Annotated in this window: 10 protein-coding genes; 2 read left to right on the top strand and 8 right to left on the bottom strand. The window is 70.7% G+C overall.

Annotation, left to right across the window (positions count from 1 at the left end):
- The 8 genes from AB0M11_RS40450 to clpS form a co-directional block, all read right to left on the bottom strand.
- A partial coding sequence (locus AB0M11_RS40450) for a putative Ig domain-containing protein (protein WP_365713819.1) occupies positions 1–1,679 on the bottom strand: 1,679 nt, incomplete at its 3' end.
- Between the two features lie 243 nt (positions 1,680–1,922).
- A complete protein-coding gene (locus tag AB0M11_RS40445; RefSeq protein WP_365713817.1) occupies positions 1,923–2,873 on the bottom strand; it encodes a cysteine synthase in 951 nt (316 codons plus the stop codon).
- A 7-nt stretch (positions 2,874–2,880) separates the two neighbouring features.
- Positions 2,881–3,159 carry a MoaD/ThiS family protein gene (locus AB0M11_RS40440; RefSeq protein ID WP_365713816.1) on the bottom strand — a complete coding sequence of 93 codons (279 nt, stop codon included), beginning with the start codon at positions 3,157–3,159 and terminating at the stop codon, positions 2,881–2,883.
- Positions 3,160–3,244: 85 nt separating this feature from the next.
- The gene (locus tag AB0M11_RS40435) at positions 3,245–3,340 is read right to left on the bottom strand and encodes a putative leader peptide (protein ID WP_352361672.1); all 96 of its coding nucleotides are present in this window, start codon (positions 3,338–3,340) and stop codon (positions 3,245–3,247) included.
- Between the two features lie 193 nt (positions 3,341–3,533).
- Positions 3,534–3,956 (bottom strand): M67 family metallopeptidase, encoded by a 423-nt coding sequence (locus AB0M11_RS40430; protein ID WP_365713813.1) that lies wholly within the window; start codon positions 3,954–3,956, stop codon positions 3,534–3,536.
- Positions 3,957–4,088: 132 nt separating this feature from the next.
- Complete coding sequence (locus AB0M11_RS40425; protein ID WP_365713811.1) at positions 4,089–5,528, bottom strand: amino acid permease; 1,440 nt, start codon at positions 5,526–5,528, stop codon at positions 4,089–4,091.
- A 342-nt stretch (positions 5,529–5,870) separates the two neighbouring features.
- Positions 5,871–6,476: a DUF2017 domain-containing protein gene (locus AB0M11_RS40420; RefSeq protein ID WP_365713809.1), complete on the bottom strand. Its 606-nt coding sequence runs from the start codon at positions 6,474–6,476 to the stop codon at positions 5,871–5,873.
- 57 nt (positions 6,477–6,533) lie between these two features.
- Positions 6,534–6,851: an ATP-dependent Clp protease adapter ClpS gene (gene clpS / locus AB0M11_RS40415; protein ID WP_089106662.1), complete on the bottom strand. Its 318-nt coding sequence runs from the start codon at positions 6,849–6,851 to the stop codon at positions 6,534–6,536.
- A gap of 58 nt (positions 6,852–6,909) precedes the next feature.
- Here clpS and AB0M11_RS40410 point away from each other — a divergent pair, with 58 nt between their 5' ends.
- A complete protein-coding gene (locus AB0M11_RS40410) occupies positions 6,910–8,256 on the top strand; it encodes a nicotinate phosphoribosyltransferase (RefSeq protein WP_365713807.1) in 1,347 nt (448 codons plus the stop codon).
- 148 nt (positions 8,257–8,404) lie between these two features.
- Entirely contained in the window at positions 8,405–8,989 is a 585-nt protein-coding gene (locus tag AB0M11_RS40405; RefSeq protein WP_365713805.1) for an isochorismatase family protein, read from the top strand.
- The last annotated feature ends 249 nt before the right edge of the window (positions 8,990–9,238 follow it).

Genomic DNA, 9,238 nt, shown 5'->3' with positions numbered 1-9,238 from the left:
CAGGTGGTGTTGCCCGACTCGAAGCCCGGGTTGCCCAGCAGCTGGGACGAACTGCAGGTGCCGCCGCCGCTGGTGCTGACCGTCCAGGTGAAGGATGCCGAGCCGGAGGCGCCGGTGGAGTCGGTCGCGGTGACGGTGGTGCTGTAGGTGCCCGCGGTGGACGCCGTGCCGGAGATCAGGCCGGTGGAGCTGGAGATGGACAGGCCGGTGGGCAGGCCGGAGGCGCTGTAGGTGAGGGTCGCGCCCGCGCTGTCGGAGGCCGAGATCTGGAGGCTGACCGAGCTGCCGGTGGCGGTGGACTGGCTGCCGGGGTTGGTGACGGTCACCGTGTTGCCGGTGCTCGTTCCGGAGGTGAAGGCGGCGGTGCCGTTGGGGGTGCCCCAGCCGGTCGGGCCGTCGTAGCCGGTACGGGCGGTGCAGAAGTACGACGTCGAGCAGGAGCCGTTGCTGCCGCTGGTGACGTCGTACAGGTTGCCGGTGTGCTGGTACGGGTACTTCGCCGGGTAGTCGCTGGAGCCCGGGGTGCCCGCGAGGGCGTAGACGCCGGCGATGATCGGCGAGGAGGCGCTGGTGCCGCCGTAGACCGCCCAGCCGGAGCCGCCGTAGGTGTCGTAGACCGCCACGCCGGTGGCCGGGTCGGCGACCGCGGAGACGTCGGCCTCCATGCGCTTGGTGCAGCCGGTGTCGGGCTGCCAGCTCGGCTTGGCGTCGTAGGCGGAGCACCCGGAGCCGGTGCCCTCGGTGGAGCTGGTGTTCCAGACGGACTCGGTCCAGCCGCGGGAGTTGGAGGAGGTGGAGAGCGCGGTGCCGCCGACGGCGGTCACGTACTGGGAGGTCGCCGGGTACTCGGCGCCGTAGCCGCTGTCACCGGCGGAGACGGTGATCGCCACGCCCGGGTGCTTGAAGTAGGAGGTGTCCTCGCTGGTCTGGGAGGAGGACTCGGAGCCGCCCCAGCTGTTGGAGACGAACTTGGCGCCGAGCGCGACGGCCTCGTTCTCGGCGGTGCCGAGGTCGGCGTCGGTGGCGGAGTTGGCCTCGACGAGGATGATGTTGCAGTTCGGGCAGACGGCGCTGACCATGTCGATGTCGAGCGCTTCCTCGCCGGCCCAGCCGGAGTCGTTCGTCGGCAGCGAGGTCGTCGAGCCGGTCTGGCTGACCTGCTTGAAGCAGCCGTTGGCGACGGTGCACGCCGACAGGCCGTACGTCGAGCGGTAGGTGGCGAGGTCGGAGGCCGCGTTCGGGTCGTTGTACGCGTCGACCACGGCGACGGTGAGGCCCGAACCGCCCGTGGAGGGCAGGTTGTAGGCGCTGTGCAGGTTGCTCGGGCTCAGGCCGGAGGGGGCGGCGGCGAGCGCGGAGGCCAGCCGCTGCCTGATGTCGGTACGGCGCTGGGCGAAGCAGGCGACCTGGCCGGCCTTGGCGGCGGTGGCGCACAGGTGCTGGGTGGGCACCTTCTGCCCGGCCTTGCCGGTGCTGTGCACGGCCTGCCGGGCCGGGTCGGTGAGGGCCTTGGCGTTCTGGGCGGCCCGGCCGGTCCGGGCGGTGGCCTGGGAGGTGGTGGTGTGCGCCGGTGCCTGTGCCTGCGCGGCCGGTGCCGCGACGAATCCGGAGACGGCGAGGGCGAGGGCGGGGAACGCGAAGGCCAGAAGTCTTCGCAGGCTCCGTCGTGATTCACGCATGGGGGTACTGCCTCCATCGGTGGGGTTACCAGGCAGGCCCGTGACGCGCGTAGCGGCGGCAGAGTGCGGCGTCATGAGCATGACACTTCAAACACCCTGGGATGCCGATGAGCGTGGCATGACAGGACAGGAGGAAGGTAACGGGGTTCACCGGGGACCGGTTCCCTCGGACGAAGATCTTTGCTACGCCATAGGCAGCGCTTAGCCCCCTCATGGAGGGGGTTGGCGCGTACATGATGAGAGCTATGCCCAGAGCTGACCCTGGAGGGTCTCGATGGCTTCCTCGGTCGTGGCGGCGGTGTAGACGCCGGTCGACAGGTACTTCCAGCCGCCGTCGGCGACGACGAACACGATGTCCGCGCTCTCGCCGGCCTGTACGGCCTTCTTCCCGACGCCGATCGCGGCGTGCAGCGCGGCGCCGGTGGAGATGCCCGCGAAGATGCCCTCCTGCTGGAGCAGGTCCCGGGTCCGGGTCACCGCGTCCGCGGAGCCGACCGAGTAGCGGGTGGTCAGCACCGAGGCGTCGTACAGCTCGGGCACGAAGCCCTCGTCGAGGTTGCGCAGGCCGTAGACGAGGTCGTCGTACCGAGGCTCGGCGGCGACGATCCGCACGTCCGGCTTGTGCTCGCGCAGGTAGCGGCCGACGCCCATCAGCGTGCCGGTGGTGCCGAGCCCCGCCACGAAGTGCGTCACGGACGGCAGGTCGGCGAGGATCTCCGGGCCGGTGGTCGCGTAGTGCGCGCCGGCGTTGTCCGGGTTGCCGTACTGGTACAGCATCACCCAGTCCGGGTGCTCGGCGGACAGCTCCTTCGCCACCCGTACGGCGGTGTTGGAACCGCCCGCCGCCGGGCTGGAGATGATCTCCGCGCCCCACATCCCCAGCAGGTCCCGGCGCTCCTGCGAGGTGTTCTCGGGCATCACGCAGACCATGCGGTAGCCCTTGAGCTTGGCCGCCATCGCCAGCGAGATGCCGGTGTTGCCGGACGTCGGCTCCAGGATGGTGCAGCCGGGGGTGAGCCGGCCGTCCTTCTCCGCCTGCTCGATCATGTGCAGGGCGGGGCGGTCCTTGACCGAGCCGGTCGGGTTGCGGTCCTCCAGCTTGGCCCAGATCCGGACGTCGGCGGACGGCGAGAGCCGCGGCAGGCGCACCAGGGGGGTGTTGCCGACCGCGGCCAACGGGGAGTCGTAGCGCATGCCGATCTCAGGCCATGCCGCCGGCGACCGCCGGCAGGATCGTCACGGTGTCGCCGTCCGAGAGCTTGGTGGTGATGCCGTCGACGAAACGGACGTCCTCGTCGTTCAGGTACACGTTGACGAAGCGGCGCAGCTTGCCGTCGTCCACGATGCGGGCGTGGATGCCCGGGTGCCGGGTCTCGAGGTCGGCGAACAGCTCGGCGAGGGTGTCACCGCTGCCCTCCACCGCCTTCTGACCGTCGGTGTACTGGCGGAGGATGGTCGGGATGCGGACCTCGATGGCCATGGCTCAGGGCTCCTGTCGGAAAGTCTGGGTGGGTGGGCGCGCAGCGGCACGCCGCGGCTCACGGCCGTGCGGCGGCAGGCTCGCGTCAACAGATGGCGCTGTTCAGCCTGCACAGGTCGACGTGCAGCCGCGCCACGAGCAGCACGCCCGGCGCCTTGTCGCTCACGTCGTTCAGAACCATGGGCTCATCGTATCGATTCCCGGCACCGGTTCCGGAGTGTGATTCCACCCACCGGACGAATTCTGCCCGAACTCCGAGACAGAGGGAGAACCAACGCCGGCCAGCGCAGCCCACCCAGGGGCGCGGGGAACTGCGCGGCCAGCCCCCACCGGCCCGTAGACGCCCACCGGCCGGTCCGGCGGAGACGGCTGCGTCAGTGTGCCTCGACGATCCGCACCTCCTCCTCCGTCACCTCGCCCTCCACGATGCGGAACGACCGGAACTGGAAGTCGCCGAGCGCGTCGGTGTCGGCCGTGGAGACGAGGACGTAGTGGGCGCCGGGCTCGTTCGCGTAGCTGATGTCGGTGCGCGAGGGGTACGCCTCCGTCGCCGTGTGGGAGTGGTAGATGACCACCGGCTCCTCGTCGCGGTCGTCCATCTCCCGGTACAGCTTCAGAAGGTCCCCGGAGTCGAACTCGTAGAACGTGGGGGACATCGCCGCGTTGAGCATGGGGATGAAGCGCTCGGGGCGGTCGGAGCCGGCCGGCCCGGCGACGACACCGCACGCCTCGTCCGGGTGGTCCTTGCGCGCGTGGGCGACGATCTGGTCGACGAGGGCCTGGGTGATGGTCAGCATGTCCGCCAGGATAAGCAAAGGGCCGCCCCGTACCGGTGGGTGGTACGGGACGGCCCGGATGCCGGACGCCCTGAGCGGCTGCCGCGAGGGGCGCCACGAGTGCTCCCCGCGGCGGGCGTCCCGCAGGGGTGGTCAGCTCACCTTCTCCAGCGGGACCGGCGCGTGGCGCTCGGCGACCTCCGGATGGCGGTTCTTCAGGACCAGCCAGCCGATGCCGAGGGCGGCGGCCCAGCCGGCCATCACGTAGAGGCAGACACGGGAGTCGGCGTCGTACGCGATCAGGCCGGTCACGAAGAGCAGGAAGACGATGGCGACCCAGCTGAACTTCGCGCCGCCGGGGGCCGGGAAGGCGGAGGCCGGCAGCCGGCCCGCGTCGACCGCGCGGCGGTAGCGGACGTGGCTGATCAGGATCATCAGCCAGGTCCAGATGCCGGCCGCGGTGGCCACGGAGGTGACGTAGCCGAACGCCTTCTCCGGGACGACGTAGTTGAGCACCACGCCGATGCCCATGAAGAGGACCGAGACGGTGATGCCGAACGCCGGCGTCTTCGACGCGGACAGCTTGCGGAACGCGGCCGGGGCCTCCCCGCTGTCGGCCAGGGTGCGCAGCATACGGCCGGTGGAGTACATGCCGGAGTTGCAGGAGGACAGAGCGGCGGTCAGCACGACGAAGTTGACGATGCCGGCGCCGGCCGGGATGCCGATCTTCGCGAAGGCGGCGACGAACGGGGAGACGCCGGGGGCGAACTCCGTCCACTTCACGACGCAGAGGATCACCGTGAGCGCGCCGACGTAGAAGAGGGCGATGCGCCAGGGCAGGGTGTTGATCGCCTTGGGGAGGGTCTTCTCGGGGTTCTCCGACTCGCCGGCGGTGACACCGACCAGCTCGACCGCGAGGTAGGCGAACATGACGCCCTGAAGCGTCATCAGGGAGGAGCCGACGCCCTTGGGGAAGAAGCCGTCGAACTGGTAGAGGTTCGCGACCGACGCGGTGTCGCCGGCGGCACTGAAGCCGAAGGTGAGCACGCCGAGGCCGATCACGATCATGCCGATCAGGGCGGTGACCTTGACCATGGAGAACCAGAACTCCAGCTCTCCGAAGACCTTCACGGAGATCAGGTTGACCCCGAAGAGGACCACCAGGAAGACGAGCGCGGTCACCCACCGCGGGACCTGCGGGAACCAGTAGTTCACGTAGATCGCGGCGGCCGTCAGTTCGGCCATGCCGGTGACGACCCACATCAGCCAGTAGGTCCAGCCGGTGAAGTAGCCGAAGAACGGGCCGAGGAACTCCCGGGAGTACTCGGCGAAGGAGCCGGAGACCGGACGGTAGAGCAGGAGCTCGCCGAGGGCCCGCATGATGAAGAAGATGATGCCGCCGGCGAGGGCGTACATGAGGATGAGGCTGGGACCGGCCTTGGCGATGTTCGCCCCGGCGCCCAGGAAGAGCCCGACGCCGATGGCGCCGCCGATGGCGATCATCTGGACCTGGCGGCTGCCGAGCCCGCGCTCGTACCCCTCTTCGGAGGCTTCGGAGGACTTCTCCGACGTGTCGACCTGAGCGGAGGTCATGTGTGGTGTGCGCCTTTCTCCATGCCGACCCGGGCCTCTCGTCGGCCTCGGATCGGGTTTCGATCCCCCCGGATTGCTGGAGCGGTGCCTGACCGGTGGTGGCCGGTTCGGTGGCGCACCCGGTCGTCCACATGGGTGGTGTACGCCGGGCGGTCGTGAAGATTTATCACGGCCGCACCCTCGATCACCGGGTCCCGCCGAAAGGGATTGTGGCCCACACCACTGGAAAAAGCAGACAAAGTGCGGCCGAAAAGGTCATACCAGGCCGCAACGGTGACAGGATCGTTATCCGGATTTGAGCGTCCTCTGAGCGAACGCACACCGGGAAGAAATCCGGACGGATTACGGCATCAGGGTCGCGACCAGCGCCTCCTGGAGGCCGCCGAGCCACAGGTAGGCCATCACCATCGGCTTGCGCGGGTCCTCGTCCGGGAGCCGGTAGAGCAGGTCGGTGTCGTCGTCGTCCGTGATGTCGAGCCGGGAGCCGATCGCGAGACGCAGGTCGGTGAGGGCGCCGAGCCACTGCCGGGACTCCTCGGGCGCCAGCTTGAGGACCGCCTCGCCCTTCTCCCCCGGCGCGAGGGCGTCGAGGCAGCGGACCACCGAGAGGGCGTTCTCCCGCTTGCCGGCCCTGAGGTCGTTCTCGGTGTAGCGGCGGAACTCGGCGGAGTGGGCGCGCCGCTCCTCGGCCTCCTCCGGGGACTGCGCGGGCAGTTCCGGGTCGCTGTAGGCGTCCGGGAAGAGGCGGCGCAGCACCGGGTCGGTGGGCGCCTCGCTGGGGCCCTCGGCGAACAGTTCGGCGAGCGGGTCGTCGGGGGCGTCCTCGGCGGGGCCGGGCCCGATCAACTCCAGGAGCTGGACGGCCAGCGACCGGATGATGGAGATCTCGACGTCGTCGAGCGCGACGGCCGCGCCGCCGCCGGGGAGCGGTTCGAAGATTCCTGGCATCAGAGAGGTTCGCTGCTTCCGGAGCTGATCGAGGAGCTGGTCGGGGCCGGGGCGGGGCTACTTGCGGTCCTGCTGGAGGGTGGCCCACAGGCCGTAGCCGTGCATGGCCTGCACGTCGCGTTCCATCTCCTCGCGACTGCCGCTGGAGACGACCGCCCGGCCCTTGTGGTGGACGTCCAGCATGAGCTTGGTGGCCTTGTCCTTGGGATAGCCGAAGTACGTCTGGAAGACGTACGTCACGTAGCTCATGAGGTTGACGGGGTCGTTGTGCACGATCGTGACCCAGGGGACGTCGGGCTCGGGGACGGCGAAGACCTCCTCCGCCGACTCGGTGCGTTCGATCTCTACGGGAGCGGGTGACGTCACAAGGCCCATGCTGCCACGGGCGCCATAAATCGTCACACTGACGCGAAGGGGTGTAGCATCCCCTTCCATGAACACAGCGGACCTTGGGCTGCCGGTGGACGTTCCCTCGACGGCGCTCTTCACGGACCAGTACGAGCTGACGATGCTGCAGGCGGCCCTGAAGGCGGGTACGGCCGAGCGGCGCAGCGTCTTCGAGGTCTTCACCCGGCGTCTGCCCGAGGGGCGCCGCTACGGCGTCGTGGGGGGCACCGGACGCGTGCTGGACGCGGTGGAGAACTTCCGCTTCGACGCGGACGTCCTCCGCTTCCTCCAGGAGCGGGCCATCGTGGACGGCCCGACCCTGGAGTGGCTCGCCGGCTACCGCTTCGGCGGCGACATCTGGGGCTACCCCGAGGGCGAGGTCTACTTCCCGGGCTCGCCGATCATGCGGGTCGAGGGGTCGTTCGGGGAGTGCGTGCTCCTGGAGACCGTGATCCTCTCCATCCTCAACCACGACTCCGCGATCGCGGCCGCCGCCTCCCGGATGTCCTCGGCCGCCGGGGACCGCCCGCTGATCGAGATGGGCGCCCGCCGCACCCACGAGCTGGCCGCCGTCGCCGCCTCCCGCGCCGCCTACGTCGGCGGTTTCGCCACCACCTCCGACCTCGCCGCCGGCTTCCGCTACGGCATCCCGACGGTGGGGACGAGCGCCCACGCGTTCACCCTGCTGCACGACCACGAGCGGGACGCCTTCCGGGCCCAGGTCGACTCGCTGGGCCGGGGCACCACCCTGCTGGTCGACACCTACGACGTCGCCGAGGCGGTCCGTACGGCCGTGGAGGTGGCCGGGCCCGAGCTGGGCGCGGTCCGCATCGACTCCGGCGACCTGCTGCTGGTGGCCCACCGGGTGCGCCAGCAGCTGGACGAGCTGGGCGCCCGGGACACGAAGATCGTCGTCACCTCCGACCTCGACGAGTACGCCATCGCCTCGCTGGCCGCCGCCCCCGTGGACGCGTACGGCGTCGGCACCCAGCTGGTGACCGGCTCCGGGCACCCCACCTGCTCCATGGTCTACAAGCTGGTCGCCCGCGCCGAGTCCGCCGATCCGAAGGCGCCGCTGGTGGCCGTCGCGAAGAAGTCGTCGGGCGGCAAGACGTCCGTCGGGGGCCGCAAGTGGGCGGCGCGGCGGCTGGACGCCGAGGGGGTGGCGGAGGCGGAGGTCGTCGGCACCGGGGAGGTGCCGGCCGAGCTGGTCGACCGGCAGCTGCTGGTGGAGCTGGTCAAGTCCGGGCAGGTCGTCGCCCGGGAACCGCTGGACGTGTCCCGGGACCGGCACGCGGCCGCCCGCGCGAATCTGCCGCTGTCCGCGACGCAGCTCTCGCGCGGGGAACCGGTCATTCCGACGGAGTACGTACAGGGGCGCTCGGGTAGCTAGAGCGAGTGCCCGCGTACGCGCCCCGCAGAGCCCCCTCCCCTACGCCCCCGTAACTCTCTACGCTCGGAGGTTCAGGCCGGGCCCGCACCCCTTCTTTCCGCGTCTTGCCCCTCGACGGACCCGCTATCGAATGCGAAGGACACCGACCATGCGCCGCGCCTTGATCGTCGTCGATGTGCAGAACGACTTCTGCGAGGGGGGCAGCCTCGCGGTCGCCGGGGGGGCCGATGTGGCCGCCGCGATCACCGAGCTGATCGGGCAGGCGCCCGCCGGCTACCGCCACGTGGTGGCGACCCGCGACCACCACATCGCGCCGGGGGGCCACTTCGCCGACAACCCCGACTACGTGCACAGCTGGCCGGCGCACTGTGTCGCCGGTACGGAGGGGGTGGGCTTCCATCCCAACTTCGCGCCGGCGGTCGCCTCGGGAGCGGTGGACGCGGTGTTCAGCAAGGGGGCGTACGCGGCGGCCTACAGCGGCTTCCAGGGGGTCGACGAGAACGGGGTCAAGCTGGCGGACTGGCTGCGGGCGCGGAAGATCGACGAGGTGGACGTGGTGGGCATCGCGACGGACCACTGCGTGCGGGCGACGGCGCTGGACGCCGTGGCGGAGGGCTTCCGGACGCAGGTGCTGCTCGACCTCACGGCGGGGGTCGCCGAGGCGACGACGAACCGCGCGCTGGAAGAGCTCCGCGAGGCGGGCGTGGAACTCACCGGCAAGCCGGTGGTGTAAGCCTGCGGCCGCGGTGCCGAGCCGGCCGGTGGGGGCCGGCCGCGCAGTTCCCCGCGCCCCTGGGGCGGCCGCCCTGCCCGGCACTGGTACCTCCACCCCAGTCCCGCTCATCCCTCACCCCACCGCAGCAGCGCTCAACCACGACGGCGGAATGCGGCGGTGCCGAACCGGGCGGTAGGGCACCTGCGGGCCGGTGGGGGCCAGTCGCGCAGTTCCCCGCGCCCCTGGGGCGGCCGCCCTGCCCGGCAC

This window comes from Streptomyces sp. NPDC051987 (assembly GCF_040680735.1).
In the GTDB taxonomy this organism is placed as follows: Bacteria; Actinomycetota; Actinomycetes; order Streptomycetales; family Streptomycetaceae; genus Streptomyces.
Note: the sequence above shows the minus strand (reverse complement) of the source record. Positions and strands in the feature narration are given on the sequence as shown.

Coding starts and splice junctions, on each gene's coding strand:
- AB0M11_RS40435 (WP_352361672.1), bottom strand. CDS start 3,340: ATGGTTCTGAACGACGTGAGCGACAAGGCGCCGGGCGTGCTGCTCGTG.
- AB0M11_RS40430 (WP_365713813.1), bottom strand. CDS start 3,956: ATGCTGACCATCACCCAGGCCCTCGTCGACCAGATCGTCGCCCACGCG.
- AB0M11_RS40420 (WP_365713809.1), bottom strand. CDS start 6,476: ATGCCAGGAATCTTCGAACCGCTCCCCGGCGGCGGCGCGGCCGTCGCG.
- AB0M11_RS40445 (WP_365713817.1), bottom strand. CDS start 2,873: ATGCGCTACGACTCCCCGTTGGCCGCGGTCGGCAACACCCCCCTGGTG.
- clpS (WP_089106662.1), bottom strand. CDS start 6,851: ATGGGCCTTGTGACGTCACCCGCTCCCGTAGAGATCGAACGCACCGAG.
- AB0M11_RS40410 (WP_365713807.1), top strand. CDS start 6,910: ATGAACACAGCGGACCTTGGGCTGCCGGTGGACGTTCCCTCGACGGCG.
- AB0M11_RS40425 (WP_365713811.1), bottom strand. CDS start 5,528: ATGACCTCCGCTCAGGTCGACACGTCGGAGAAGTCCTCCGAAGCCTCC.
- AB0M11_RS40405 (WP_365713805.1), top strand. CDS start 8,405: ATGCGCCGCGCCTTGATCGTCGTCGATGTGCAGAACGACTTCTGCGAG.
- AB0M11_RS40440 (WP_365713816.1), bottom strand. CDS start 3,159: ATGGCCATCGAGGTCCGCATCCCGACCATCCTCCGCCAGTACACCGAC.